The 25,748-nt window shown below is 41.2% G+C and carries 22 protein-coding genes and 2 pseudogenes; 21 read left to right on the top strand and 3 right to left on the bottom strand.

All coding sequences use genetic code 11. The features are described from left to right. Position 1 precedes the first annotated feature (1 nt). The 6 genes from msrA (at position 2) to ACFQ0V_RS03520 (ending at position 4,471) form a co-directional block, all read left to right on the top strand. Entirely contained in the window at positions 2–520 is a 519-nt protein-coding gene (gene msrA / locus ACFQ0V_RS03545; RefSeq protein WP_381009751.1) for a peptide-methionine (S)-S-oxide reductase MsrA, read from the top strand. Between the two features lie 3 nt (positions 521–523). Then, positions 524–961: a peptide-methionine (R)-S-oxide reductase MsrB gene (gene msrB, locus ACFQ0V_RS03540; protein WP_381009749.1), complete on the top strand. Its 438-nt coding sequence runs from the start codon at positions 524–526 to the stop codon at positions 959–961. Continuing rightward, positions 958–1,215: a YozE family protein gene (locus ACFQ0V_RS03535; RefSeq protein ID WP_381009746.1), complete on the top strand. Its 258-nt coding sequence runs from the start codon at positions 958–960 to the stop codon at positions 1,213–1,215. The genes msrB and ACFQ0V_RS03535 overlap by 4 nt, the downstream gene beginning before the upstream one ends. 44 nt (positions 1,216–1,259) lie before the next feature. Then, positions 1,260–1,967 (top strand): purine-nucleoside phosphorylase, encoded by a 708-nt coding sequence (gene deoD, locus ACFQ0V_RS03530; RefSeq protein WP_381009744.1) that lies wholly within the window; start codon positions 1,260–1,262, stop codon positions 1,965–1,967. 64 nt (positions 1,968–2,031) lie between these two features. Further along, a complete protein-coding gene (locus ACFQ0V_RS03525) occupies positions 2,032–3,504 on the top strand; it encodes a S41 family peptidase (protein ID WP_381009742.1) in 1,473 nt (490 codons plus the stop codon). A 55-nt stretch (positions 3,505–3,559) separates the two neighbouring features. Further along, positions 3,560–4,471 carry a CobW family GTP-binding protein gene (locus ACFQ0V_RS03520; RefSeq protein ID WP_381009740.1) on the top strand — a complete coding sequence of 304 codons (912 nt, stop codon included), beginning with the start codon at positions 3,560–3,562 and terminating at the stop codon, positions 4,469–4,471. A gap of 48 nt (positions 4,472–4,519) precedes the next feature. Here the strand turns inward: ACFQ0V_RS03520 and ACFQ0V_RS03515 are convergent. Next, a pseudogene (locus tag ACFQ0V_RS03515) lies at positions 4,520–5,757 on the bottom strand (MATE family efflux transporter). Between the two features lie 212 nt (positions 5,758–5,969). Between ACFQ0V_RS03515 and ACFQ0V_RS03510 the strand changes: the two are divergent. The 13 genes and pseudogenes from ACFQ0V_RS03510 to ACFQ0V_RS03450 all read left to right on the top strand — a co-directional run bounded on the left by ACFQ0V_RS03510 (position 5,970) and on the right by ACFQ0V_RS03450 (position 19,600). Beyond that, positions 5,970–7,043: an undecaprenyldiphospho-muramoylpentapeptide beta-N-acetylglucosaminyltransferase gene (locus ACFQ0V_RS03510; protein ID WP_381009738.1), complete on the top strand. Its 1,074-nt coding sequence runs from the start codon at positions 5,970–5,972 to the stop codon at positions 7,041–7,043. Between the two features lie 177 nt (positions 7,044–7,220). Continuing rightward, positions 7,221–10,046 (top strand): 2-oxoglutarate dehydrogenase E1 component, encoded by a 2,826-nt coding sequence (locus ACFQ0V_RS03505; protein WP_381009735.1) that lies wholly within the window; start codon positions 7,221–7,223, stop codon positions 10,044–10,046. Positions 10,047–10,161: 115 nt separating this feature from the next. Next, positions 10,162–11,376 carry a 2-oxoglutarate dehydrogenase complex dihydrolipoyllysine-residue succinyltransferase gene (gene odhB / locus ACFQ0V_RS03500; protein ID WP_381009733.1) on the top strand — a complete coding sequence of 405 codons (1,215 nt, stop codon included), beginning with the start codon at positions 10,162–10,164 and terminating at the stop codon, positions 11,374–11,376. A gap of 61 nt (positions 11,377–11,437) precedes the next feature. After that, positions 11,438–11,638 (top strand): DUF6501 family protein, encoded by a 201-nt coding sequence (locus ACFQ0V_RS03495; RefSeq protein ID WP_194561800.1) that lies wholly within the window; start codon positions 11,438–11,440, stop codon positions 11,636–11,638. Positions 11,639–11,750: 112 nt separating this feature from the next. After that, complete coding sequence (locus ACFQ0V_RS03490; protein ID WP_381009730.1) at positions 11,751–12,077, top strand: hypothetical protein; 327 nt, start codon at positions 11,751–11,753, stop codon at positions 12,075–12,077. Positions 12,078–12,107: 30 nt separating this feature from the next. Then, entirely contained in the window at positions 12,108–12,890 is a 783-nt protein-coding gene (locus tag ACFQ0V_RS03485) for an ATP-binding protein (protein WP_381009801.1), read from the top strand. Positions 12,891–12,892: 2 nt separating this feature from the next. After that, the gene (locus ACFQ0V_RS03480) at positions 12,893–14,770 is read left to right on the top strand and encodes a vWA domain-containing protein (RefSeq protein WP_381009728.1); all 1,878 of its coding nucleotides are present in this window, start codon (positions 12,893–12,895) and stop codon (positions 14,768–14,770) included. Between the two features lie 127 nt (positions 14,771–14,897). After that, complete coding sequence (locus ACFQ0V_RS03475) at positions 14,898–16,079, top strand: GTP-binding protein (protein WP_381009725.1); 1,182 nt, start codon at positions 14,898–14,900, stop codon at positions 16,077–16,079. 56 nt (positions 16,080–16,135) lie between these two features. Further along, complete coding sequence (locus tag ACFQ0V_RS03470; protein WP_381009722.1) at positions 16,136–16,552, top strand: hypothetical protein; 417 nt, start codon at positions 16,136–16,138, stop codon at positions 16,550–16,552. Between the two features lie 123 nt (positions 16,553–16,675). Then, entirely contained in the window at positions 16,676–17,866 is a 1,191-nt protein-coding gene (locus tag ACFQ0V_RS03465) for a dicarboxylate/amino acid:cation symporter (RefSeq protein WP_381009719.1), read from the top strand. A 146-nt stretch (positions 17,867–18,012) separates the two neighbouring features. Then, entirely contained in the window at positions 18,013–18,405 is a 393-nt protein-coding gene (locus tag ACFQ0V_RS03460) for a hypothetical protein (RefSeq protein WP_381009717.1), read from the top strand. A 111-nt stretch (positions 18,406–18,516) separates the two neighbouring features. Beyond that, on the top strand, positions 18,517–18,978 hold the full coding sequence (locus ACFQ0V_RS03455) for a hypothetical protein (RefSeq protein WP_381009715.1): 462 nt from the start codon (positions 18,517–18,519) through the stop codon (positions 18,976–18,978). 166 nt (positions 18,979–19,144) lie between these two features. Further along, positions 19,145–19,600: pseudogene (locus ACFQ0V_RS03450) on the top strand (Asp23/Gls24 family envelope stress response protein). A 161-nt stretch (positions 19,601–19,761) separates the two neighbouring features. Here ACFQ0V_RS03450 and ACFQ0V_RS03445 read toward each other — a convergent pair. Next, positions 19,762–21,492: an S-layer homology domain-containing protein gene (locus tag ACFQ0V_RS03445; RefSeq protein WP_381009712.1), complete on the bottom strand. Its 1,731-nt coding sequence runs from the start codon at positions 21,490–21,492 to the stop codon at positions 19,762–19,764. A 151-nt stretch (positions 21,493–21,643) separates the two neighbouring features. Further along, positions 21,644–22,867, bottom strand: a complete 1,224-nt coding sequence (locus ACFQ0V_RS03440) for a hypothetical protein (RefSeq protein WP_381009709.1) — start codon at positions 22,865–22,867, stop codon at positions 21,644–21,646. 143 nt (positions 22,868–23,010) lie between these two features. Between ACFQ0V_RS03440 and ACFQ0V_RS03435 the strand changes: the two genes are divergently transcribed. Together ACFQ0V_RS03435 and ACFQ0V_RS03430 are read left to right on the top strand one after the other, a co-directional pair. Continuing rightward, entirely contained in the window at positions 23,011–23,712 is a 702-nt protein-coding gene (locus ACFQ0V_RS03435; RefSeq protein WP_381009706.1) for a hypothetical protein, read from the top strand. 11 nt (positions 23,713–23,723) lie between these two features. Then, positions 23,724–25,748 (top strand): dynamin family protein, encoded by a 2,025-nt coding sequence (locus ACFQ0V_RS03430; RefSeq protein WP_381009704.1) that lies wholly within the window; start codon positions 23,724–23,726, stop codon positions 25,746–25,748.

Here is a 25,748-nt window from a genome sequence, read left to right as displayed (position 1 = left end):
GATGGAAAAAGCAATTTTTGCCGGTGGCTGTTTTTGGTGTATGGTGAAGCCGTTTCATAAATATGACGGCGTCCAACAAGTCATTTCAGGCTATACGGGCGGACATACGGAAAACCCGACGTATGAAGAAGTGTGTTCCAATGCGACGGGGCATCGTGAAGCGATCGAAGTGACATTCGATCCGGAAGTGATTACGTATGAACAACTCGTTTCAATCTTTTGGAAGCAAATCGATCCGACGAATCCGAATGGTCAATTTGGAGATCTTGGAGATTCTTATAAAACGGCGATTTATTATATTGACGAAACGCAAAAGGAAATTGCGGAACGTTCGAAGCGTGAGTTAGAGGAGAACGGTCCTTTTGAAGGTCCGATCGTTACAGATATTTTACCCGCTTCGACATTTTATCCAGCAGAAGACTATCACCAAGACTATTATCAAAAACAACCGTTTCGTTATGAACGTTACGCATACGGCTCAGGCCGCGTGCCATTTTTAGAGCGTGTATGGGGGGGATAAAGAATGACAGAAGAATTGAAAAAGAAACTGACACCGATGCAATATTATGTGACACAAGAAAATGGGACAGAACCTCCGTTCCAAAATGAGTACGATGCTCATTTTGAAGAAGGGATTTATGTCGATGTCATTAGCGGGAAGCCACTCTTTAGTTCAAGGGATAAATACGATGCAGGATGCGGTTGGCCGGCGTTCACTCGTCCGATTGAAAAGATAGAAGTGACGGAGCATTTCGATACGAGCTTCGGCATGCGCCGCGTAGAAGTTCGCAGTAAGGAAGCGGACGCTCACCTCGGGCACGTTTTCGAAGACGGCCCACAAGAAGAAGGTGGGTTACGTTACTGCATTAACTCGGCAGCGTTACGTTTCGTTCCCGTCGACGAGTTAGAAGCGGAAGGATACGGAGCTTACGTCGCGTTATTTAAGGACAATGAGCGATGATTCGAACGTTTTATGAATATGTGATGACGTATCGCGGAGAACAGCAGCGTTCAGAAGAAGGAGCATTCGCTGAAGCTGCTTTCCGCGATCCAGGTTTTCCAAAACAGTCGACAGACTTTCAAGAGTTGTCCCGCTACGTCGAGGAATCTGAAATCGAAGGCTTAGCAGCAGCTGTCTTTGACGATTTGTATCAAAAGTACGAAGAGCTCCATTTGCATGACAGACCGATACTTCCGTTGCAATATGAGGAGTAAACGAGTATCATTAGTGTTGAAATTTGAAAGAGAGGTATTTTAAAATGAGTGTACATATTAATGCGAAACAAGGCGAAATTGCAGAAACGATTTTATTACCAGGAGATCCATTGCGTGCAAAATATATTGCAGAGACGTATTTAGAAGACGTCGTCCAATACAATGACGTGCGCAATATGTTCGGATATACAGGCACGTATAAAGGTCATCGTATTTCAGTTCAAGGAACAGGTATGGGTGTGCCGTCAATTTCGATTTACATTAACGAATTAATGACAGAATACAATGTTCAAAATTTAATTCGTGTCGGTACATGTGGCGCGATTCGTGAAGATGTGAACGTACGTGACGTCATTATTGGCCAATCGGCATCAACGAACTCATCGATCATTCAAAACTTCTTCCCGAACGTATCGTACGCACCGACAGCAGACTTCGGTTTGTTGAAAGATGCTTACGACGCAGCAGTTGCTAAAGATTTGCACGTACAAGTCGGAAACATTTATACAGAAGACTTCTTCTACAATGAGCATGCACCGCATGAAGAATTAGCGAAGCACGGCGTTCTCGGCGTTGAAATGGAAGCAGCGGCACTTTACACACTCGCAGCGAAACACGGTCGTAAAGCACTTGCGATTTTAACAGTGAGTGACCATATCGTTCGTGGTGAAGTGACAACAGCAGAAGAGCGTCAAACGACATTTAACGACATGATCATCGTAGCGCTCGAAACAGCAATTAAACAAAAATAATGAAAAGTCACGCATGTCGTGACTTTTTCGTGACGAGTTGGATGGAAAGTAGGGAAAACATGTTATGACAGAGAATAAGGAAGTGACACCTTCAAAACCTGCACAACGTTTCATTCGCATGAAACCTTTTCCGTTCGTTATGTTAGTGTTTGGACTCGTATTATTGACAGCGATCGTCACTTTTTTCGCACTCACAGTAGGCGAAGAGAAAGTCGTCGAAGTCGTCAGTCCGCAATCAGCAGAACGTGACGAATTTAAAAAGCTCTATTTTGTTTACGATGAATTGCAGAAGAAATATTTGCATGACGTCGATGCGGATACCGCGATAGAAGGAGCGATTAACGGAATGGTCGATGCGCTCGGTGACCCGTATACGGATTACTTAAATCAAGAAGAAGCGCAACGTTTGACGGAAAGTATTTCAAGTACATTTGAAGGAATTGGAGCGGAAATTCGCGAATCGGACAATTACATTCGCATCGTTTCACCAATCAAAAATTCACCCGCTGAAAAGGCAGGTCTATTGCCGAACGACTTAATTATGGCAGTTGACGATGAGTCGATTCAAGGAATGAGTTCGAATGAAGCCGTTCTTTTAATTCGTGGCGAAAAAGGTTCAGAAGTACGCTTGAAAGTACAACGTGGCGACAATACAGAGCCATTTGAAGTGAAAGTGAAACGCGATGTCATTCCGATCGAGTCGGTATATCCAGAAATGGTAGACGATAAAGTAGGTCACATTCGCATTACGAGTTTCGCTCAAAATACGTACGATGAATTGCTTGAAGCGATTGAGTCTCTCGGAGAACAAGGGGCGGAAGGATTCGTCATCGACGTTCGTCAAAACCCGGGTGGTCGTTTAGATACGGCGAAATACATTACAGACTTATTCGTTGAAAAAGGAAAACCAATTTTCCAACAGACGGATAAATCAGGCACGCGTCAAATTACAGAAGCGTCAGGCGGTACGAAAATTAACGTACCGATCACGTTATTAATTGACGACGGTAGCGCATCAGCATCTGAAATTTTAGCAGGGGCGATTAAAGAGTCTACAGACTATCCAATTATCGGATTGAAATCGTTCGGTAAAGGGACGGTACAGACGCCTGAAGAATTGAAAGATGGCTCGATGTTGAAATTGACGACAGCGAATTGGTTAACTCCAAAAGGTAATCACATTCATGAAAAAGGAATCGAACCAGATATTAAAGTCGATTACCCAGAATATGCGTCATTGCCATTTATTGACCCAGCAGTTCCGTTAAAACGCGATATGATTGCCTCTTCTGTAGAAGTGGCGAAAAAATTATTTATCGCGATTGGATACGACATTCCAGAAGTGAACAGTCAATTCGATGCTTCTTTACAACGAGCAGTAGAACAACTGCAACGTGAAGGACAATTAGAAGTGACAGGCGAACTTCAAGGGGATACGACATTTTTACTCATGCAAAAAGTGCGTGAACAAATGACAGAAGACGATCCACAATTGAAAAAAGCGACAGAAGTATTGTACGAATTAATGAATAAATAACAAACAGTAGCCAAAGTTCATGCAACTTTGGCTATTTTTTTAAGGAGTGTAGACAGTGGTAGATGTTTATTTAGTGAGCGGTTTTTTAGGAAGCGGAAAAACGACGCTTCTCATGCGTTTATTGCAGCAAGCGAAAGAAGAAGGAAAGAAACCAGCCGTCTTTATGAACGAGTTTGGAGATATGAATATTGACGGTCAAATGATTGAGACGAAAGACGGCGCGATTCCGATGCGCGAAATGTTGAACGGCTGTATTTGCTGTACAGGCTCTGAGCAATCGGAAGCGGAAATTCAAACGATTTTAGTCGAGCATCCAGATGTCGACGTATTATTCATTGAGACGACAGGAGCGGCTCATCCGGTCGAAGCACTCGATGCGGTATTTTCACCGCTATTTGCGGATCAAATTACGTTTAAAGGAATTATTACGGTTGTCGACTTGCAACGTTTCGCAGAACGCGACCGAATGAGTCCCCAAATGCAAGTGTTGTTTATGGAACAAATTCGACATGCGAACTTTATCGTGGCGAATAAAATGGATACGTTAACCGATAGCGAACTCGCATCCGTCATGATTCATTTAGCACAACTTTTGCCGAATGTGCCACTCGTCCAAACGACAGATGCTAAAGTGAATGTGCGCGACATTTTTGAATCGTTACAACAAACAGTTGAAGTAGCATCATATGGTGAAACAGAACATGTTCACCATCATTTACAATCGAAGTCATTCATCGTAGAGCGCCCGATTCACCGAGAGCGTTTTGAAGAATGGGTACAACAGTTACCAGACTCGGTTTACCGCATGAAAGGGTACGTCCGTCTCGACGAAACACGCACGTATTCTGTACAATACGCATACGGCATGATTCAATGGCTTCCTGAAATGATGAAAATGAAACCAGTGCTCGTCTTCATCGGAGACCACGTCCAAGCACTCGACATTCCAGAGTCAATTTATGCATAAAAAAAAGCGTCACCCTTCTACAAATTGTAGAGCGGTGACGTTTTTCTATTAGGCAATCACTTTCCGTTGAACGATGCGCAAACGGATGAAGAGTCCGATTGCCCCTAACGTTAACCCGGTAATTAAACCGACCCAATAGCCGTAAGGGCCAAGTGATGTGTATGTCGCCATCATGTACCCGACAGGGAGACCGATGACCCAAAATGAAATAATCGCGGTAATGAATGTCGCATTCACGTCTTTATAACCACGCAACGCCCCTTGAATCGGTGCGAGCACAGCGTCGGATAGCTGGAAGAACGCAGAAAAAATAAAGAACTTTGCGCTCAGCGCGATGAGTTGTGCATCCGCTGTATAAATGCTGGCGATTGAATGACGGAATGTCAATAAAATCATGATTGATATTAAGCTAAAGAGAAGCGCAACACCGACCGCTAAAAAGCTGTATTCTTTCGCATCTTGCCACGCTTTCGCACCGACTGATTGACCGACGACGATCGTCACACCGAATGAAATAGAAAGTGGCATCATATATAAGAACGATGTGAAGTTTAAAGCGATTTGATGGGCGGAAATAATTTCGGTCGAATACGCATTACTCATCAGTAAAGTGACGGCTGAGAAAATACTCGTTTCAACAAAAATCGCAATACCGATCGGAATCCCGATTTTCAAAATATGTCCCCACTCGGCAAAACGAATGCGCGGCCAATTGAACAGAAGGCGATACGAAGCGAATTGTCGATTCCATGTTGCGATGGCGACCGCTACGAAAAAGACGATCCAATACGTAATGCCTGAAGCATATCCTGCCCCTGCACCACCGAGTTCAGGGAGACCGAATTTCCCGTAAATGAGCATATAGTTTAAAATGATATTAATCGGCGCTGTGAGCCCGATAATGAACATCGAAACGCGCGTCGCTCCTAACGCATCGAAAAATGAACGGAAGACGGTATATGCAAAGAGTGGGAATAATCCGAGGCTCATCCCGATTAAATACGACATCGCCACTTCGCGTACGAGTGGTTCTAAGTCGATCATTTGAATGACGCTCGGCAACAGTAAAAAATGAGTCCGAAAATGAAAAGTGCGAGCGCGATTGAAATGTATAGTCCTTGATGGACGAGCGGTCGAATGTTTTCTTTTTTGCGCGCTCCGTACTCATGAGCAATTAACGGCGTCAATCCAGACAAAATGCCCGCGAGCCCTGTATAGATCGGCATCCATAAAGAAGAACCGACCGATACGCCACCTAAATGGGCGGTATCGTATCGTCCCGTCATGACGATATCGAAAAAAGTCATTAAATAAAGCGCAATTTGGGTCATTAAAATCGGCCCAATAATGCGCATGAGGCGATTCGATTTTTCACGAATCGGAATCGTTGCATTCATTTTAAAAAACTCCTTCACCCAAAAATTACTTCCATTGTAGCACGAAACTTCTGTTATAATGGCAGATGGTAGAAAAGAAAGAAAGAAAAGAGGAATGTACGATGAGTCGTCCGACAATCGTTTTAACAGGTGGCGGTACAGCAGGGCACGTTTCCGTCAACGAAGCGCTCCTGCCAGAACTGCGCCGCCGTGGATACGACATTCATTATATCGGCTCGTACGAAGGCATTGAAAAAGACATTATGAGCCAATATGAATTTGTCACTTATCATGCGATTTCGAGTGGAAAATTGCGTCGCTACATGTCAGCGAAAAATTTCACCGACCCGTTCCGCGTATTAAATGGCGTACGTCAAGCATCTCGTCTGCTGAAGAAGATCAAGCCGAGCGTCATCTTTTCAAAAGGCGGATTCGTTAGTGTGCCTGTCGCACTCGCTGCGAAACGTCGCAACATCCCGGTCGTCGCGCATGAATCCGACGTCACGCCTGGCCTTGCGAATAAAATTGCGCTACCGTTCGCGAAAAAGATTTTCACCGTATTTGAAGAGACGTTGCAACACGTCCCGGAAAATAAATCAGCGCATATCGGGCCGATCATTCGCCAAGAGTTATTTGAAGGCGAACGCGAACGCGGATTAGCATTGACGAAATTTGCGGGAGATAAGCCGGTGTTAATCGTCATGGGAGGCAGTCAAGGTGCGCGCATTTTAAATGAAAAAATTCGTCTCGCTTTACCTGAGCTTTTGCCAACGTACGACATCATTCACCTTTGTGGGAAGGGGAATATTGACCGTACATTAGATGAGCAAAAAGGGTACCGCCAATACGAATACGTCATGCAGGAGCTACCTGATTTACTCGCCGCTTCCGATTACGCAATCAGCCGAGCAGGTTCCAATGCGATATTCGAACTTCTCGCTTTATCGATTCCGATGTTGCTCGTGCCATTATCAGCGGAGCAAAGTCGTGGCGATCAATTGCTCAATGCGAATTTATTTAAGCAGCTCGAAATCGCAAAAGTGATCCAAGAAGAGCAGTTTGAACAGTGTGACGTCGTACAAGAGATAGGACTTTTTGTAGAGGAAGCTCCAAAGATGAAAGAGAAAATGGAGACGATATCGAGCGTGAAAACGGCTACTCAAGTCGTCGATTTAATACTTTCTAACGCAAAATAACTGTTTCGTGTAGAAAGTGAATGAAGTGTGAAGTGGAGCGGTGTTCACACATCTTTATTCGTGTGACAAGAACTTAGTGCGAAACACTTTCCGTCCCGCCTGTTAAATGTTATTATGAATATGCAGAAATTAATATAGACAACATGCTGAAAAAGCAAATGTGGAGGTCATATTACAATGTCGAACAACGTTAATGCCCATCGTTCCCCTTACGATGTATTTTCGGGACCGAACTTAGGGTATGTAATGGAAATGTATGAGAATTTTAAAGAAGATCCAGAGTCAGTGAGCCCGGACATGGCAGAATTTTTCCGCTATTACGGAGCACCGGTTATGACGGGTGCTACAGGTGCACATGCGCAAGCAGCAGCTGAAGTTCCAGAAGGAGATTTCGGAAAAGTATTAGCGGCGTATACGCTTATCGATGCGATTCGCAATTACGGACACTTAGCAGCGGATATTTATCCACTGAAAGATCGCCCGCAAGATACGACACGTATTGAGCTATCTTATTACGGTTTAACTGAAGCTGATTTAGAAAAGATGCCGGCAGCACTCTTCTTACAAGAAGTGCCAGCAACAGTCGAAAACGGCTTAGACGCAGTAAACTATTTAAGATCGCTTTATACGGGTAAAATTGCTTACGAATTCGGTCATGTGATTAATGAAGAAGAACGCAAATGGTTGCTTTCTCAAGTAGAGACAAAAGCATACAAACCGACGTTTAACGCTGAAGAGAAGAAAGAATTACTCGAGCGTTTAACTAAGGTAGAAGGGTTTGAGAAATTTATCCACCGTACATTTATCGGTGCGAAACGTTTCTCAATCGAAGGATTAGATACACTCGTAACATTCCTCGAAGAACTCGTTCGTCGTTCAGAATCAGACGCAGTGAAGAAAATGCTTATCGCAATGGCGCACCGCGGTCGTTTGAACGTCTTAACACATATTTTAAACAAGCCTTACGAAATGATGTTCGCTGAATTCGCAGGCGTTCCACCAGAGCCATTTTTACCAGAAGACGGTTCACTCGAAGTGACGAGCGGATGGTACGGCGACGTTAAATACCATATGGGAGCTCTTTACAAAGGTGAAGCGATGGACCGTTTCTTAGCGTACAACCCATCGCACTTAGAAGTAGCAAACCCAGTTATCGCGGGTCAAACGCGTGCAGCTCAAGAAGATACATCACAACCAGGCGCACCGACTCGCAATGAAAAAGACGCATATGCAATTATGATTCACGGTGATGCGGCGTTCCCAGGACAAGGAATTGTTCCGGAAACATTTAACTTCAGCCGTATCGAAGGATACCGTACAGGCGGTTCAATCCACGTAATCGCAAACAATATGATCGGATTCACGACTGAATTTTGGGATTCACGTTCGACGATGTACTCATCAGACCCTGCAAAAGGATTTGAAGTGCCAGTTATGCACGTTAACGCAGACGATCCAGAAGCGGTGATCGAATCCGCAGCACTCGCATTCGAATACCGTCAAAAATTCGGCAAAGACATCATCGTAGACTTAATCGGTTACCGCCGTTACGGTCATAACGAGATGGATGAGCCACTCGTGACGAACCCGATGATGTACCACTTAGTTCACAAGCACCCAACAGTGCGTGAATTATACGGACAACAGTTAGTTGAACAAGGTGTTATGACAGCAGAGCAAGTCGAAGAACTCGACGAAAAAATCTTCAAAATGATGCAAGCAGCGAACGACCGTGTGAAAGAAGAATCGAAAGATGCAGAACCACATGTGAACGACACACCTGCTTACGTTTTAGAAGGCATCGAGCCGAACATCGAAACAGGTGTCGAGCGCGAGCGTCTTGAGAAGATGAATGAAGAGTTACTCACATACCCTGAAGACTTCACAGTGTTCAGCAAATTAGGACGTATTTTACAACGTCGTGAGTTACCATTCACAAACCCTGAAAAAGGTAAAATTGACTGGGCACATGCTGAGCAATTAGCATTCGGTTCAATGTTACAAGAAGGAAAACCTGTCCGCTTATCAGGTGAAGACGTGCAACGTGGTACATTCGCTCACCGTCACCTCGTATTAAATGACGAGAAAACAGGTAAGCAATATACACCACTTCAGCACATTTCAGGTTCAAAAGCGTCAATCGTAGCATATAACTCACCGCTTACAGAGTTCGCACTCGTAGGATTTGAGTGGGGCTACACATTAGAAAACAAAAAAGGCTTAACGATTTGGGAAGCACAATACGGTGACTTCGCGAACATGGCACAAGCGATGTTTGACCAATTCGTAGCAGCGAGCCATTCAAAATGGGGACAACAGTCAGGACTCGTTCTTCTTTTACCACATGCGTATGAAGGACAAGGACCAGAACACTCAAGTGCCCGTCTCGAGCGTTTCTTACAGTTGAGCGCTGAGAATAACTGGACAGTCGCAAACATTTCAAGTGCGGCAAACTACTTCCACGTGTTGCGCCGTCAAGCAGCGATCGTTGGAACAGAGCAAGAGCGTCCACTCGTCATCATGAGCCCGAAATCATTACTTCGCCACCCACTCGTTGGAGCGGATGTAGAAGATTTAACACAAGGTTCATTCCAGACAGTGCTTGAGCAACAAGGTACAGGTCAGAACCCTGAGAAAGTCGAAAAAATCTTATTCGCAAGCGGTAAGATGGCGATTGACTTAGCGGAACAAGTGAAAGATGGCGAAGGATTCGACCACTTACACATCGTTCGCGTGGAGCAATTGTATCCATTCCCAGAAGCGCGCATTCAAGAAATTATCGCACGCTTCCCGAACGCGAAAAAACTCGTCTGGGTTCAAGAAGAGCCACGCAATATGGGATCATACTCATATGCATTGCCTTACTTACTCGACATCGCAGAAGGACGTACGATTGAATATGTTGGACGTATTCACCGTGCGAGCCCATCTGAAGGTGACGGTGCGAGCCATACGAAAGAACAAAAACGCATCGTAGCAGACGCATTGAAAAAAGACGAATAAACTTTTGTAGCATATAGACAATCCCATCTTAATGTTTTACATTGAGATGGGGACTATTCCAAATAGAAGCAGTACTATTGCCTGAAGGCACAACTTACTTGAGGAGGAATTTATTGTGGCAGAAATTATTGTACCTGAATTAGCGGAATCGATTACGGAAGGAACGATCGCATCTTGGTTAAAACAACCAGGTGACCACGTTGAAAAAGGTGAAAACATCGTTGAGATTGAAACGGATAAAGTAAACGTTGAAATCCCTTCTGAAGAAGCTGGAATCGTTCAAGAACTTCTTTTCGAAGAAGGCGACACAGTTGAAATCGGAGCGGTAATCGCAATCGTTGGAGAAGGTGGCGCAGCGCCAGCACCGAAAGCTGAAGCAGCACCAGCGAAAGAAGAAGCGGCAGCACCTGCACCAGCAGCACAAGCTGAAGAAACGACTTCAACAACAGACCGTACAATTGCTAGCCCAGCAGCACGTAAATTAGCACGTGAAAAAGGCATCGACCTTGCAGAAGTATCACCAGTAGATCCAATGGGTCGCGTTCGTGCACAAGACGTTGCAGCACATGCGCAAGCACCGAAAGCAGCACCAGCTCCAGCGGCGGCAGCGCCAGCAGCACAAGCAGATGACGGACGCATCACACGTGAGCGCATGACACGTCGTCGTCAAACAATCGCAAAACGTTTACTCGAAGTAAGCCAATCAACAGCAATGCTTACAACGTTCAACGAAATCGATATGTCAGCGATGATGGATCTTCGTAAACGTAAAAAAGACGAATTCGAACAAAAATACGGCGTGCGTTTAGGCTTCATGTCATTCTTCACGAAAGCAGTCGTAGCAGCACTTAAAAAATACCCATACGTGAACTCAGAAATCGATGGCGACGAAATTTTGCTCAAAAACTTCTATGACATCGGAATTGCAGTTTCAACTGAAGGTGGACTCGTTGTACCGAACGTGAAAGACGCAGACCGCAAAAACTTTGCTGAAATCGAAGGTACAATTGCAGAACTCGCAGCGAAAGCACGCGACAATAAATTAACACTTGCAGATATGACAGGTGGATCATTCACAATTACAAACGGTGGAGTATTCGGTTCACTCTTCTCTACACCAATCATTAACGGTACACAAGTAGCGATCCTCGGTATGCATACAATTAAAATGCGCCCAATCGCTGTAGGTGACAAAATCGAATTACGTCCAATGATGTACGTGGCACTTTCATATGACCACCGTGTCATCGACGGAAAAGATTCTGTCGGATTCTTGAAAATGGTGAAAGAATTAATCGAAAACCCAGAAGACTTACTTTTAGGTTCATAAGATTACGCAACCGGATCGACCCGAAGCTTCGGGTCGATTTTTTGTATAAGGAGGAACGACAATGGAAGTATTTAAAACGTGGGAAACGAACCCAACGATTAAAACGGTAACGTGCACGCATACGGATGCTGCAAAGTTTACCGTAGCGGACAAATTAACAGTCGGCAAACAGTACGAAGTGAAAAACGAAACAGAAGAATTTATTTTTGTCATCGACAATAGCGGTAAAGTCGGCGGCTATTATAAAACATACTTCGAATAAATGACAAAACTTGTGTCTCTTAAGAGCGCAAGTTTTTTTGTCCGTCAAAACTCGTTTACATGTCGTTTCTTCTAGCGTTATATTATAATGAATGAAGGAAGGATGAACGACGATGACAACACGAAAAAACAGACGTTGGACGGAAGAAGAGGTGCTCTTCGTTTTTGACACTCATTGTGAAACGAAAGGTCAATGGCATGCGGAAGATGTTCACTTTTTACAACGGATGCTTGCCCACTTCCGCCTACATGACGATGCACCCGTTACGCGCAGTACACCGAGCATTCGGGCCAGACTCCGACACTTCCGCCGTTTAGACGAAGGGGAAGAGACAGGGGTGCCTGAACTCGACCGAGAGATTTGGAACATGTACCGCACGGAGAATAAAAGACGTGAAGCCATTCGCGCCTTATACAATACACATTTATGGAAACCTTAAAATGAATAGTTAGGATGAAGACGTATGGAAATGAAATTTGGATATCGCGTACAAGAAGCGAGTTTATGGGAGGACTTGCGCGCCGTTTTACAGTTAAAAAAACCGCTCCTTCTCATCGGGCCAACAGGGTCAGGGAAGACAAAACTAGCAGAAGCATTAGCGCAGTCTTTTGAACTGCCGATGAATAGCATTAACTGCTCCGTCGACTTAGATGCAGAAGCGTTGCTTGGCTTTAAAACGATCGTGCAACAAGATGGAGTGAGCGTCATTGAATTTGTTGACGGTCCTGTCGTCGATGCGATGAAGCACGGACACATTTTATACATCGATGAAATTAATATGGCAAAACCGGAGACTTTACCCATTTTGCATAGTGTTCTCGACTATCGCCGCACATTGACGAACCCATTTACAGGAGAAGTGATTGAAGCGCATCCTGATTTTAAAGTGCTCGCTGCGATTAACGAAGGATATGTCGGGACAACACCGATGAACGAAGCGTTAAAAAACCGTTTCGTCGCCGCACGCATCGATTATTTAACGGGCGATGCATTACGTCAGTTGTTGGCAGAAAGCGTCGATATAGAAGATGAGCGACTCGACATGATGTACAACATCGCGACAGAGCTTCAAAAGCAAGTGAAAGAAGGCTTACTCGCAGAAGAAATCGCATCGATTCGAAGTGTGCTCGATGCTTTACAACTGTCTGCTCATATGCCGATTGAACGTGCGCTCCAATATGCGATCGTCGAAAAAATAGAAGATCCGTTAGAACGTGATCTCGTTTTACAATTGATCGAAATGTGGGTGTAACGATGCGCCGATTTATTCAATTTAATGATGAACTCGTCGATGCGAATGAATTATTGTCTTACGATTATTTGGCGAAAGCATTGAGCGGGGCAGATGTCGATGTGACGGAGCGTCAATTGATGGAAATTCAAATAGCAGAGAAAAAAATCGCAATGTCTGTCTTTTGGCGTCATCGCGATCCTGAAGTCATTCGAGCAGGTAGACTGACCGATATTTATTTATTGACGCTCGGATTTTGGCGCGAATTTCGATTGCGGGAATGGCAAGAAGCAAATACTGACTATGACGGCACATCGCCCAAATTGTTCGAGCAACTTATTTTATTACTGGAAGAACTCCGTTTCATGGAGCGAATTGAACGAGAGCGAAAAGGAACACGGAAAAAATTTCAAATTCGTCGAGATACGATGGTTGAACATCATAAAAAACGTTTAACAGTCAATTTAGAACGCGGTCGTTTAGCGGATGCTATTTTTCATCAATGTGTATTGTATGGAATGGAGGGGACATTAGCGCAAAGTCCTTTTCCGACGAAGTATCCGATGGAACGCATCGCACGTTTAATGGAATCGGTATATAGCCTTCGCTCGACATCAGACAGTATTGACGTAGCGAGCGGCATTATGTATGCGTTACAACCTGTCTTACAACGAGACCTCGTCTATTCGTATTATGCGTTTGAACAATTTTTAAAAGAAGAAGCGTTCACTCCCTTTCATTACCATGAAGGGATGAAGGAAAGTGAGCTCGGACAAGAAGGCGAAAAAGAGACGATTGAAGAAGTGTACCGCACGTGGCATCGAGAATCAGAAGACGAAAGTGGCTTGCATCTCCAGTACGAATTAGAACACGGTGCAAAAGGGCGCAGTCTTTCCGATGAAGCGACGGCAGGCTCTCCAGAAGCGACGATCGACCATATTCGAGAAGGTGAGTCTGATGCGTCCGCAGAACAAGTGCAAGAAGGAGAGGAGCTCGCGACCGGTTCAAGTAGCCAACAAGCAGGACATACATTCGGCAATGCGAATCGTCACGTCGTCTATGAAGAAGTACTCGCTGAACAACAAAAGATAGACGAAGCGAAATTAAAAGAATGGCTCCTCGTTCAAACACCGCTCGTCCAACGTTTTAAACGAGAAATGAATGAACGGATGGAAAAGAAAAAAACAGCGGAGCGAACAGGTTTAACGTACGGTCGATTATCGAAAAAAGCAATTTTGCAGTTATGGACAGAAGAACGTCCGAAACTATTTTACAAAAAAACGAATCCAGGAAAACCGATCGACGCTGCATTCGGCTTACTCATCGACCAATCGGCTTCCATGCATGATAAATTAGATGAAACGAAGCGAGCGGTTTTACTCTTTCATACTGTATTGCGTGAACTCGCCGTCCGTCATGCGATCGCGGGATATTCGGAAGACTCGATTACAGCATCGAAAGAAGCGCAGTACAATACATTTGAACTGTTTCATCGCTTTCAAGATGGAACGCGCAATAGCGACCGAATCATCGCCTCGATGGAAGCGCATGATGATAACCGAGACGGCTTTGCGATTCGTTGGATGACAGAAGCGTTAAAACGTGAACAAGTGACCCATCGCTTTTTACTCGTATTTTCCGACGGAGAACCTTCCGCTTTTGAATACGGGCAAAACGGCATTGTCGATACGAGAGAAGCAGTGATAGAAGCACGCCGCGCAGGGATCATCGTGCTCCATTTATTTTTAAACGATACCGAGCCGACGGAAGACCAATTGCACACGTTTCAAATGATGTTCGACAATCAGAGCGTCGCGACGAGTGACGTCACACAATTTACAGAACAAACGTTACGTCTCTTGCGTAAAATGTTTGCGATCGTCTTTAAAGGACTCGTCTAAACTTCGAAAGTGAATAAACTTTCGAAGTTTTTTTTCGTTCTTTTAAAAAATAGTTGCACCCTTCAATTGTTCGTGTTACTTTTAAATAGTAATCATTACGATTTAAAAAAGAAAGAAGGCTATATTAATGACAGAACAAATTCCAGTGACAGTGTTGAGCGGTTACTTAGGTGCAGGGAAAACGACATTATTGAACCATTTGCTTAACAATCGCGAAGGGAAAAACTTTGCGATTTTAGTGAACGATATGAGTGAAGTGAATATCGATGCAGATTTAATCGAACAAGGGAGTTCATTTACGCGAACAGAGGAGTCGTTCGTCGAATTGTCCAACGGCTGCATTTGTTGCACATTGCGAGAAGATTTATTGCTCGCTGTTGAAAAATTGAGTGCACAAGAAGGGCTAGACGCGATCATTATCGAATCAACCGGGATCAGTGAGCCGATTCCGGTCGCTCAAACGTTCACGTACATGGACGATGCGCTCGGCATTCAATTGTCGGACCGCTGCCGTTTAGATACGATGGTGACGGTTATCGACGCGAAACGCTTCTGGGACGATTATCAATCAGGGGAATCATTGCTCGATCGGAAAGAAGCAGTCGACCATACAGACGACCGAGATGTCGCAGATTTATTAATTGACCAAATTGAATTTTGTGACGTGTTGTTGTTGAATAAATGCGATTTATTAAAAGAGGAACAATTGTCGCAATTAGAAGCGTTTTTACGTAAAGTGCAACCGTCGGCGAAATTGATTCGCACGACGAATAGTGCGGTGGACATTGATGAAGTGATCAATACGAAGCGTTTTGATTTTGAACAATCGTTACATCACGCGGGGTGGATTCAAGAACTTGAACAAGGACCTGAACAACATACGCCGGAGACAGAAGAGTATGGCATTACGTCATTCGTCTACCGTGCCTATGAACCGTTCCATCCGACGCGCTTCCGCGAATGGTGTAATGAATTGCCCCTCGAGGTCGTGCGCGCGAAAGGCTTTATGTACGTGGCGAGCCATTATGATATCGCGATGACGATGAGCCAAGCCGGAAGTACCGTGACGATCGCACCACAAGCCCATTGGCAAGCGAGTTTGCCAGATGCGGCGAAACGAGCGGCGAAAGAAGAAGATCCGTCATTCGGTGAAGATTGGCATCCGGTATATGGTGATCGTATCAATGAGCTCGTATTCATCGGAATCGAGATGGATGAACAAGCGATTCGCACGTCACTTGATGCTTGTTTAATGACAGAAGAAGAACTTGCGGAGCCGTTTGATACGCTTGAGGCGTATATGGCATAAAAAAACTTGATACTCTTTCTACTCTCTTTCATAATGAAGAAGTAGGAGGGATAGTCATGTGGTGGGGAATCGCTCTTTTTTGGGTCATCGTCTTCATCTTAATCCGAAAAAGTCGTAAACGACGAGAAGCAGTGGAACGTGCATATTACAAACAAGTGAAACTCATTTGGCTTTATGCAGGAGCGGCGGAAGGTTTGGCACTGATCGAACAAGCGAAACAAGTCGCTAAACGAGAATGGTATGTACGTGTGAAAATAGAAGGACAATCATTCGAATTTAGCGTCACTTTTCCGAAACGTGCGAACCGATCTTTACGTGTCGGTGAAGAGTTACCGATTTTATACAATTACACGCATCGCGAGGCCGTCCTTCATCCGATGTATTACGAATGGTTAAAAGGAGATGATGTACTGAATCACTATGATGTCGGTGTCATCTCTCAATATATTCAACGCCAAAACGTTACAAACTAACATTTAGTTTGTAGCGTTTTTTAATAGAAACGGGAGAAGCTATTTTCAAATATACTTTAATGTGATAAAGTATAGAGGTTTCCATTAACAAAATGTTTGGAAAATAGAGAGGGAGTTTTGCACATGAAAGTGAAAATCGGGTTAGTATGGCGCATTATCATCGCCATCGCACTAGCCGTCCTATTCGGTACCTTTTTGCCGAGTCTGCATGAAGGATTCGCAGAAGGATTCGTCCGATTTTTTGCGACATTTAACTTATTATTCGGCAGTTTCTTAGACTTTGTCGTACCGTTAATTATTATTGCATTTATTACACCAGGAATTGCGAATTTAGGGAAAGGCGCTGGAAAATTACTCGGCTTATCGACTGTAACGGCTTATATTTCTACTATTATTGCTGGACTTTTAGCGTATGTCGTTGCATCGAACTTACTTCCGAACTTCATCGGAGGAATTGAAGGTGAGTCGATTTTAAGCGCTGGACGCGATCCGTTGGAAAGCTTCCTAGACATTGAAATCGCACCGATTATGGGCGTTATGTCTGCATTATTGCTCGCCTTTATTCTCGGAATCGGAATGGCGTCCATCAATAGTAAAGCGATGCTCGCTGTATTTAATGAGTTTAATGCTTTAATTGAAAAAGTCATTACGTATGCGATCATTCCTTTATTACCGTTCCATATTTTCGGTATTTTCCTCAACATGACATTCGCAGGAAAAACAGGGAAAATTTTAGCAGTCTTCGCTGGCGTATTCGTCATGATTATCGTTTTACACTTCGTCATGTTAACGTTGCAATATACTGTAGCGGGATCTTTAAACAAGAAAAACCCATTCGCTTTATTAAAAACGATGATGCCTGCGTACATGACAGCAGTTGGAACACAGTCGTCGGCAGCGACGATTCCCGTCACATTGCGTCAAGCGAAACAAACAGGAGCGTCGGACCGTGTCGTAAACTTTACGGTTCCGCTTTTCGCTACGATTCATTTATCGGGAAGTATGATTACACTCGTTTCTTGTTCGATCGGTGTGTTATTAATGACAGGAATGCCGATTGAATTTGCAAGCTATGCGAAATTTATTTTCGTATTAGGGATCGCAATGATTGCAGCACCAGGCGTGCCAGGTGGTGCGGTAATGGCAGCGGTCGGATTTTTAACATCGATGCTCGGCTTCGATGAGTCGATGATTGCGTTAATGATCGCCTTATACTTAGCACAAGATAGCTTCGGAACAGCGACAAACGTTACAGGCGATGGTGCACTTGCATTAATCGTCGATCGTTTCTCAAAAAATACATCCGCTTCTTAAATGAAAAAACGTCAGTTACGGTAGAATCTCTCTTGAAGAGTGAGCGATCCGTCACTGACGTTTTTTGTAGTCTTTTATACATATTTTCAGAAAATATCGAAACATTTCAAGGAATCATCCGTATACAGATGTAAGGAGGGAGTGGAATGGGGAAGAAAATCATTTTGTTCTTTAGTTTGTTTGGCTTGTTTGGGGGTTTCGGTTATTGGACGTATTCCGCACAAAGCACTCCTCCGTCCTTTATAGGAGAGTGGATGGCGATTGTCGAACATGAAACGTTACAATTAATCGAGTTCACAGAAGATGAACGAATGATGTTGAAGACGTGGGAAGAGGAACGCGAAGCGACGTACAAAGCGGGGAAGCAACAGAAAAACAACCGTGCGTTGTACTATCATGTGACGATTGATTCAAAGGAATATTATCTCATCTATCCAGAAGCGGACAATTTAAATTATGCATACTTGATGGAGTCGTCCTCTCAAGAAAAATCGAATCCAATTCATGGCAAAGTCGTCTGTGAATTGATCCGTCCGTAAATCGAAAAGATTCTCTAGAGGTTAGAGAAAGTCTAATTTGTAGAGAGTCCTTTCATTTATGGGTCCGCAGCGTATTCCTTTCCTGTATAATAAATAGGAGGAGATGGTAAGATGAGGAGAAGGTTTATTCTCATATCGGTGCTCATCGTCGCTTTCTTGCTCGCTGCTTGCGATGCGAAGCCGCTTGAACAAAATGTGCAACACGTTTTTTCAGGGGAGAGTGAGCACTGGAAGCTTGAGCATTATGAAGTGAATGTAGACTCGAAAAAACATTTCATCGGCAATGGTAAGTTGCGGATGAAAGGACAAGATGAGTATGCAGCGAATCATTTAACATTTACTACATACTTTACGATTCAAGGTGAAGAAAGACCAGTTCACGCAGGATCGGTCGCAGGGGATTCGATTAATATCGCGACCTTTGAAACTGGAAGTATTGGAAGCGATGAAGCGAACGATGGAAAAAATGCGCTTCAGTTCGAAGACATCGAGCGCATTCATGTAGAAGTACAGTGGGAAGAACTTGGAGACCCTACTTTTCATGTAGAGACGATTCAGTTATATGAAAAATAAAAACAGGAAGTGAGTACTCGCTCGCTTCCTGTTTTGTCTTTGTTACTCGTCAGTTTGAGTATAGTCGGTTGGGGAATCGGCTATATGAAGGACCATTCAGAGAGCGTCTTTTTATATTTAAATCGGGTATTCCTATAAGAATAATGAGAAATGGAGATGAACGATTATGACAAACAGAGCAGAAGAACAATACAATCGACAAACAGAGGTAAATGCAAAAGCCGAGGAGAACTAACCACAATTCGAAAACAAATTAACATTTGATGACAATGTCGTTGAAAAAATTGCAGCGATTTCAGCGCGTGAAGTGAAAGGGATTTTAGATATGAAAGGCGGCTTCACGTCAGCGTTCACAGGCGCATTCGGCAACGAAGACATCACGAAAGGGGTTTCTGTAGAAGTCGGAGAAAAACAAGCGGCGATCGACTTAAAAGTGATCATCGAATACGGCGAAAGCGCACCAGCCATTTTCCGCCGCACGTCTGAAATTGTGAAACAACAAGTGAAACATATGACAGGCCTCGACGTCGTCGAAGTGAACATGCACGTAGAAGACGTCATGACGCAAAAAGAGTACAATCAAAAGAAAAACCAAGACGCGAATAACTCAGAATTAAAATAGTCATAGGAAAAGCAGTTCCTCGGACAGTGATACTGAAAATCGTGAGGTTCAATGAAATAGTAAGTAGGCTAGTTTGAAGTTCCATGTTGAATCGGACTCAAACTAGCCTATTTTAATTTCATTCAAATAAAGCGATTGGGCAAGAGCTTTTTCTTTTTTGTTTAATATTCAATTACTGTTACGTTTTTTCCTTTTTCAACAAACGATAAAATCAAATGTTTAAAATTAGAACCTTTGGAAACAGTATAATAGACATCGTAATTATTATATGTTTCTTTTTTTATAAACTGATGATTTTTCGTTGTTTTTGAATCTTTTTCTATTAATTCATAAACTGTTTTTAACATTTTTCCGCGTTCATCAATATCAACATTAGGAACAATTGCAACAAACGAATTTATATCATGAATTGCCTTTAATGGTTCAGAATAATACTTAACACCTAATGTCACATAATCTTTTTCATCTTGTATCTTTGAATCTGCTAAAAAAGCTTCTGACTTTCCATCATATTGCTCAAATAAACCATTTTGGTTAAACTTTTTAGGATTTGTTTGTTTAGCTACTTTCAAATCTAAAGCTTTGTATGATTTCGGTGCATAATACCCATTTGGTTTTAATTCAAAATTTGCATAGTCTTTCCAAGAATCTGTATTTATTTGAGAAACAAGTTTTTTTCCACCAATCATATAAATCGCAATTTCATATCCTATAATTTCTTGATAATAATCAATCCCCATCATTTTGAAAACTTCTGGTGAAACATAAAAAATATTTGTGACAGTGATTTTTTGATTATTTAAAGTTTCATTTTTTAAATCTAAATGATAAGTTTTGCCTTTATATTCAATTGTACCTTCATATGGACTAAGTGCTTTATATGTTCCACCTAATAAAGGTATAATTTCTTCTAAATTGAAATGCCTAGCATAAAGTTTATTACTTCTTTCTTGTTCCACACCATTTATAATGAGCTTATTTCCCATTGGATTATTAAACCAATGTACAACACTTCCGTTTGGATCTTCATTTGGAAGCGGGCGTTGCAAATTCACACCATAGTTATAAGTCTTACCATCAGCTAATATTTGACCATATTCATTCTTTTTCACTGGAACGAATGGAGAGTGTTTATTTTCATTTGTTACTCCATTTTGTCCAACGACATTACCGTTAGGTTTCTGTTCTGGTTTCTGTTCTGGTTTTGGTTGTGGCTTTGATTCAGATTCTGGTTTGAAATCTGGTTTTGGTTGAACAATAACACCATCTTTCACAATTGAATTTTCTTCATCTTGATTCCACAAAATTGCACGATACATAAATTGTGCATAATGACCACGTGTTACTGCTTGATTCGGCATATAATTACCTTTCGAACCTAATGTAATTTCGACAGCTGCCATTGAATCAATATGAGGTGCAGCCCAATGGTCTTTACTTACATCTTTAAAACCGTATGTTTTTGCTTTCGGTAAATCAAAAGCAATCGCTAAAACTTTGGCCATTTGAGCACGTGTTAAAGCATCATTTGGTTTAAATGTACCATCAGCATAACCATCCATAATTCCAGCTTGTTGAACACGAGAAATAGATGCAGCGTGTGAACTTTTCCCATTTACATCTTTAAATGTTTTCTTTTCATGTTTAAGTTCTAATTTTAAAGCGCGATCAATTAATGATGCGACTTGACCCCTTGTCACTTGTTGGCTCGGACGATAAGTGTTGTCTGGATAACCACTAATAATTTTTTGTTCGACGAGTTGTTCTACCGCATGACCGAGTTCGTTATTCGTTGGAACATCAGTAAATACAGCTTTTCCCGCTGCACTCGCTATTGCTGTGATCGTGACAATCGATAAAATAAAAACAGTCATTACACTTCTTTTAAACATACAATCCCTCCTATTCATTTCAAACACCCATCCATTATACCTAAATAATTAGAAATTACTACTCAAAATTACTAAATAAAAGAAATAAACATTTACCTATTAAATGTAGGAAAAGCAGTTCCTCCTCGTGGGGAGAACTGCTTTTTTGTCGTTATTCATACGGGATGAAATATAGTCGCCAACCGCCTGTTTGTTGGTTATAATGCATTGAAATGCTTGAACCTTGGTAGTCTAAACTATAAGAAGGGGGAGACATCATATCTTCTTCGTAAAATGTCCACGTTTCTCCTGTGTAATTAGAAATTAAGGTTTGAATTTCTTCAAAACTTTGCGTCACGATAGAAGAGTCTGTCGCTAATCCAATGATGATGCCATCTCCGACTAAGTCTAGTCCATCATCGGCAACAAAGGTCGGTGCGCCATGAAGTTCGGCTTGAACGACACTTTTATTACCCATTTTTTGCACTAACTCGTCCATTGAATCCCCGATTTTATATCTGTATTGACTTTTCAACCAACGTTTTTCTTTAAATAAAGCGTCTAACCAAGCATTGTCGAACGTAATAGAACGAACGGGATATGTGAAATCATCTTCGCTATGCCAACGTTCATAGCGCGTAGAAGGTTCTTCGAATGTTAAGTGATCGTATAATAACTTTCCTGTTTTTTGGTCGTACACTTGATACGTCGCAGCAGGGAATTCGTAGCCTGTCATCCATTGCACCGATTGAAGAAAGTTTGGCTCGATATGTTTTAAGCGTCCTGTCGAAATGAAAGAATCACCTAAACGCGTGATTTGTCCATCGCGGAATGGGAATAAATACGTCGTATAATCTGTGCTCACGACCCATTGTGAAATGACGAGTGTCGGTTCTTTTCCGAATGTTTCAATAGAAATCGAGTCATTTGACAAGTTTACGAATGAAATATCGATCGTTTCGTATAAATACGCATCATTTGAACCTGCTTCTGCTGCATAAATGTGAGCATTTCCTTCTGCAATCATATCGCCATCGTTTCCGAGACGAGAGGCACCAGAATTGCGATTTGTCGCTAAATTTGTCACCCATATGTCAATCTTCTTTCCACCGACAGTCATACTTCCAGTCCAAACCGCTTCACTTTCTACTGCACTACGGGCTTTCACTGTATCGGTTGCTTTTAAAATAGAAGGCTCTTTCACTACTTCTATTTTCTCATCTTTCACTTCATTGGTCACTTGACCTTCTTCACCTTCATCTTTTCCCTCTTCATTTTCGGTCACTTTTTTCTCTTGATTAGCATCGACCGCAACAGAAGCGGGATCTACTGCTGTCCCCTTATTCGAACAAGCAGCGAGCATGAAGACGATAACTAATAGAAAAAACTTTTTCAAATCATTCCCTCCTTCTTACATCAATACTATATACATAGTAACTAATAATTAAAAAATAAACAATTAAAGTAAAAATACATAAATATGAATACTTATATTTGATAAGATAGTATTATAAGAGATTTACGAAGGAGGATCTTAATATGAAGTATATGAAAGTTACATATCGGTTTGTGGCATTGGAAGAAAAAAAGGAAGAATTGTTACAGGTTTTTAGTGAAGCAGTAAAAGAAAGATTTTTATTGTACAAAGAATTAAAACAAAATATACAGGAATTAGAAGAAAATAACGAAATAAAAATAACATCCATCGAAGAGATACGAACTGCTATGAATACTTATGTTAAAGAGCTTGAAAAATCTTTAGTAGAAGTGCAAAAGATTCAAAAAGATTTTCGAATTAGTGAGATTGAGAATTTAAATGAAGATAGTTTTAATTCTTTTTTTATTGAAAAAGAAAACTTTGCGAAAAGATTAAGCATATTAGATAATCCTAAATTTCTTTTTATTAAATTTTTATACTCAGAAAGAATTATAGACTATTTAAAAAATTTCAAATTGCTGTCGTACGAAGATAGTAATGATTATCAATGGATAATCCCAGGGGAGAAAATAAGAGGTAAATTTTATTCTGAGGAACGTGAAGAAATAAGAGAGCAACAAGTTAAAGAAGCTCTAGTTCTTTGTAATCACTTAGAAACTCTGAAAGTTCTCGAAAAATTTAATGTGCAGCAAATTCGTTCATTACGAGTTAATTTAATGAAGTTATCTAACACGAAGATTCAAAAGTTGCTTTATCTATATCAAGCATCTAAATTTATTAATTTTACAACAGAAGGAGTGTAGGATAAAAAATTATGCAACAAATTACTTGGCAATATAAAGATGGAAAATCGACACTTGAAGCGAATTTAAAACCTCTGAATCATCAAATATTCGAACAGTATTTATATAAACCTTTTGAAGAAAGCGTAGAGCCTATTTTGAATCATTTACAAGATAGTTTAAATATTGTAGAAATTGAAATTGTTTTTCTAGGATCGCAAGAAGACTTCGACTTATTATCAAATGTATTACAGAATTCTCCATTACGAGAAACAATCAGCTTGCGTCAAGAAATAGTCCCGATAGACTTCATCTCGGCTATTAGAAATCGTTTGGAGCAAGCTGATTTTCGAAACATTGAAATAGCCAATTTTTTAGTTGATAAGAAAGATATCGAAAAGCCTCAAGGGACGGCTTGCGTAATCTCACCACAAAAATCTGGAAAAACGTCAGTTATTAATGCTTTATTAAGAGAAAATGTATTACCTATTGATAATGCAACAACAAATAAAATTTCGAGAATTCACTTGAATAAAGACCCGTCAGAGACAGCGTATGCATATGATAAACAAGGTGCTTTAGTGAGTGAGTCTCCATATGTGAGTGAAGACGTATTACGAACTTGGAATGAGCGGGAAGATATAGAACGTGTAGAGCTAGAAGGGTTTCAATGGCTTGGACTACCTGCAAATTTAATAGATACACCTAGTAAAGTAGATATAGAAGAGTACAAAGAGCTTCGAGAACTTATGCAAACAGAGCGGAATTTAGTTTTACTCTATGTATTGGATGCCGAGAAAATTGGTACTGTAAAAGATCGAGATTACTTTAAAATGCTAACACAATTAGCGAATGAAACTGGATTTTCTTTAGAAGATCGATTATGTCTCGTTATGAATAAAGTTGATTTGTTAAAAAGTCAAAAAGCTCTACAAAAAGCGATAGAAAAACTAGATAAAACTATAAAATCTTCATTCGAGTGGAAGCCTGATGTTATTTTCTTAAGTGCAAAATATGCTTTATCTCAATCTAAGTTAGATAGTTTATCTACGGAGTCTCCTTTTTCCGAAAATTTAATAGATAAATCGTTACTGTCTGAAAAGTTAAGACAGTATATAAATGATTCAGAATTAGAATATTTCGAAAGTAATTTAAATCGAAATTTATCAGGAATTAAAAATTTAGAGTATGGCATTCAAGTGAAATTAGAGGAAGCAAACTTCACTTCTAAATTCCAAAGCAAAATGCTCGAAATGAAGGGAGTAGTAGAAAAACAATATGTAAAAGTTGATGAAAGTTTTAGGTTAAAAATTCAAGAACAAGAAAAGAGATTAATGCAGCAATATGAAATAGAACAAGAATATTTAAATAAAGCTCAGGAATTTTATAAAAGAGATATTGAAACACTAAATGGAATCATGAATAAATTACAAACGTATATCGATCGATATAAAGGAAACGAAAAAGTAAACGAAATTTTAGAAGATCAACTGAACGGGCGAATGCTTGAATTTTTTGAACAAGGAAATTCTAAACAATATTTTTATATTGAACCTCAGTATCGTTTTATAAAAAGTAGAGCAAATTCTCTCATACTCGATATTGAACAATTATACAAGCAGTTTCATGATAGTACTCTTCTTCAGAAATCCGAAAGCAAAGATTTATTAAAAGTCATTCAAAATCATATGGAACAAATGAAACAAGACTTTAATATTAGTAACGAAAATTTTAAGGTCCAAAAAGACAATGAAGCGTTTGTAAGTTTTTCTGTCTACTCGAAAAGTCTAGTAGATGTATACTTTTTACAATCTTTTCATTGGATTTTAGAACAAATCGATTATTTTAAAAAATTTTATTCTGAAAAAGAAGTAGAAAGAGCATATACAAAGTATTTAAAAGAAACTAAAGATATGGAAAAAATATGGGGAAAAAGAGAGCAGATTCTTTTGAAGAAAGCTGAAATTGAAAAGCAAAGAGCAGAAGAGTTAGCTAAAATTCAGGAACTTATAAATGACTTACGAAATTGGAAAAACTGGGTTTTTTGGAGGAGATAA

The organism is Savagea faecisuis, from assembly GCF_042675605.1.
GTDB classification, from domain to species: Bacteria; Bacillota; Bacilli; order Bacillales_A; family Planococcaceae; genus Savagea; species Savagea faecisuis.
Note: the sequence above shows the minus strand (reverse complement) of the source record. Positions and strands in the feature narration are given on the sequence as shown.

Bases quoted from the DNA above. Each gene is read 5' to 3' on its own strand.
- msrA (WP_381009751.1), top strand. From the start codon at position 2: ATGGAAAAAGCAATTTTTGCCGGTGGCTGTTTTTGGTGTATGGTGAAG.
- msrB (WP_381009749.1), top strand. From the start codon at position 524: ATGACAGAAGAATTGAAAAAGAAACTGACACCGATGCAATATTATGTG.
- ACFQ0V_RS03535 (WP_381009746.1), top strand. From the start codon at position 958: ATGATTCGAACGTTTTATGAATATGTGATGACGTATCGCGGAGAACAG.
- deoD (WP_381009744.1), top strand. From the start codon at position 1,260: ATGAGTGTACATATTAATGCGAAACAAGGCGAAATTGCAGAAACGATT.
- ACFQ0V_RS03525 (WP_381009742.1), top strand. From the start codon at position 2,032: ATGACAGAGAATAAGGAAGTGACACCTTCAAAACCTGCACAACGTTTC.
- ACFQ0V_RS03510 (WP_381009738.1), top strand. From the start codon at position 5,970: ATGAGTCGTCCGACAATCGTTTTAACAGGTGGCGGTACAGCAGGGCAC.
- ACFQ0V_RS03505 (WP_381009735.1), top strand. From the start codon at position 7,221: ATGTCGAACAACGTTAATGCCCATCGTTCCCCTTACGATGTATTTTCG.
- ACFQ0V_RS03495 (WP_194561800.1), top strand. From the start codon at position 11,438: ATGGAAGTATTTAAAACGTGGGAAACGAACCCAACGATTAAAACGGTA.
- ACFQ0V_RS03490 (WP_381009730.1), top strand. From the start codon at position 11,751: ATGACAACACGAAAAAACAGACGTTGGACGGAAGAAGAGGTGCTCTTC.
- ACFQ0V_RS03485 (WP_381009801.1), top strand. From the start codon at position 12,108: ATGAAATTTGGATATCGCGTACAAGAAGCGAGTTTATGGGAGGACTTG.
- ACFQ0V_RS03480 (WP_381009728.1), top strand. From the start codon at position 12,893: ATGCGCCGATTTATTCAATTTAATGATGAACTCGTCGATGCGAATGAA.
- ACFQ0V_RS03475 (WP_381009725.1), top strand. From the start codon at position 14,898: ATGACAGAACAAATTCCAGTGACAGTGTTGAGCGGTTACTTAGGTGCA.
- ACFQ0V_RS03470 (WP_381009722.1), top strand. From the start codon at position 16,136: ATGTGGTGGGGAATCGCTCTTTTTTGGGTCATCGTCTTCATCTTAATC.
- ACFQ0V_RS03465 (WP_381009719.1), top strand. From the start codon at position 16,676: ATGAAAGTGAAAATCGGGTTAGTATGGCGCATTATCATCGCCATCGCA.
- ACFQ0V_RS03460 (WP_381009717.1), top strand. From the start codon at position 18,013: ATGGGGAAGAAAATCATTTTGTTCTTTAGTTTGTTTGGCTTGTTTGGG.
- ACFQ0V_RS03455 (WP_381009715.1), top strand. From the start codon at position 18,517: ATGAGGAGAAGGTTTATTCTCATATCGGTGCTCATCGTCGCTTTCTTG.
- ACFQ0V_RS03445 (WP_381009712.1), bottom strand. From the start codon at position 21,492: ATGTTTAAAAGAAGTGTAATGACTGTTTTTATTTTATCGATTGTCACG.
- ACFQ0V_RS03435 (WP_381009706.1), top strand. From the start codon at position 23,011: ATGAAGTATATGAAAGTTACATATCGGTTTGTGGCATTGGAAGAAAAA.
- ACFQ0V_RS03430 (WP_381009704.1), top strand. From the start codon at position 23,724: ATGCAACAAATTACTTGGCAATATAAAGATGGAAAATCGACACTTGAA.